We start from the raw sequence: 1,625 nt of genomic DNA on the forward strand, positions 1-1,625 counted from the left end.
CTGTCACGGAGCGAGGTGGGCCGCGAGTGGAGCCCGAAGCCACTCGTCAGGCTCGCGCGCGGATGACCCGTGGCGCACCCGCCGAGGAGCGCGGCCAGGAACAGGGTCGGAAACAGCCGCGCACCCGGAGGGAGCGCGCCAACACGACGAGTGGACACGCCCCACCTCCCCCAGCCGCATGGGCTGACAGTGACACCCTGGAGTTCAGGGAGATGTCATGGGGGAGGTCAAGCCCTCTGAAGGGCTTCGAGATGCCGTATCACTCCGTTGCGGGCTCGGGTTGCGGCCGTTGGATGAGACCTGCCCGGTCGAGGAGCTCTCGGACGCGAGCGGTGAACGCCACGTGCTCGGGGTTGCTCGCCGTCATGGGCTCGGGGGAGAGCACGAGAAGCCAGCCCAACGCCCCTACTGGCTCGATGCGCACGGGCGCGGGCAAAGGCGGCAGGTTGCCCAGACGGCGCGACAGGTACGTCAGCCAGCCCATCCGCACCTCGGACCCGCCCTTTTCCACGAGGTCCACCATCTGCGAGGAGCCGGCCATGGCGTAGTCGGGGTCCCACGCAGTCACCATGCTGGTGAGCACCTCGGCCAGCACGGGCGCGCGCAGCAGCCGTTCCCGGACAGCGCCCTGCCTGGGTGGGTAGAGCAGACACAGATTGGGCCCTCCCCACGGCGAGTATTTGCCACAGGACAGGTGAATCTCCGTAGCCTCCTTCTTGGCATTCCACACCATCTCGCGAAAGCCCAGATCCTCGATGACCTCCTTGCCGACGTCGGTGCGATTCCTGCCTTTGAGGAAGAGGGACTCCAACTCCTTCATCTCCGGGCGGACGGGCCAGCCCGGCAGCTCGCGGGGAAAGCCACGGCCCGCCCGGTACCATTGGGTGAACGTCGGGTCACACCGCGCCAGCATGTGGAAGAAGAGCTCCGCGCGCCGCGCACACTCCAGCGCCGTCTCCTGGCGCGGTCCCCAGTACGCTCCCACGTAGTACTTGTCCTGCATGCGTGCTCCTTTCTACTGCACGGGCCACGTGTGGTGGACCGTGATGTTCTTCCATTTGTTTTCCTTGAAGGTTTCGCGAAGGAACTCCGCCACCTTGGCATCGGCGACGTGCCAGCTCACAGGCATCCCCAATTTCTGGGCCAACGTCGACTGTTTCTCGGCTTGCTCCATCAGCTGCTTGAACCCGCCCGACGCCACGTACCACGGCTTGGGCGTGCCATCCGCCTCGAAGAAGGAGCAGTAGCCCGGGCCCTTGGCCTCCAGCAGTTCCCCCAACTTGATGCCGTCGAACTCCACTTCCCCAATCATGTACACCCACCACGCGGGCCGCCCCGTCACCTGCTCCTGGTAGTCCTGGGAGCGCTTGGACTCATTGGTGGGCTTCTTGTACGTCCACCTGCCGGGTTCCCGCGCCGGAGCCTTCTTGGAGTTCTTCTCCGCCTTGTCGCGCGTGCCACCGCTTCCGCCCCGGCCCTTCCCCGCCATGTGGAGGATGGAGAAGGCGCTCAGGTCCACGCCCACCGTTCCCGCCGTGCCTGCCACCACGGCTTCGCCCAGCACCAGCTCTCCCCTGGCCGTGAGTGACAGCCCTGGCAGGTCCGCCCCCAGTCCCCCCATTCTT

Annotated in this window: 2 protein-coding genes; both read right to left on the bottom strand. The window is 66.5% G+C overall.

Translation table 11 applies throughout. The features are described 5' to 3' along the window. Positions 1–259: 259 nt before the first annotated feature. On the bottom strand, positions 260–1,003 hold the full coding sequence (locus Q664_RS41620; protein ID WP_043409578.1) for an Imm52 family immunity protein: 744 nt from the start codon (positions 1,001–1,003) through the stop codon (positions 260–262). A gap of 12 nt (positions 1,004–1,015) precedes the next feature. Next, a partial coding sequence (locus Q664_RS41625) for a Tox-REase-5 domain-containing protein (RefSeq protein ID WP_235217083.1) occupies positions 1,016–1,625 on the bottom strand: 610 nt, incomplete at its 5' end.

The sequence above is a fragment of the Archangium violaceum Cb vi76 genome, from assembly GCF_000733295.1.
GTDB lineage: Bacteria > Myxococcota > Myxococcia > Myxococcales > Myxococcaceae > Archangium > Archangium violaceum.

Coding starts and splice junctions, on each gene's coding strand:
- Q664_RS41620 (WP_043409578.1), bottom strand. CDS start 1,003: ATGCAGGACAAGTACTACGTGGGAGCGTACTGGGGACCGCGCCAGGAG.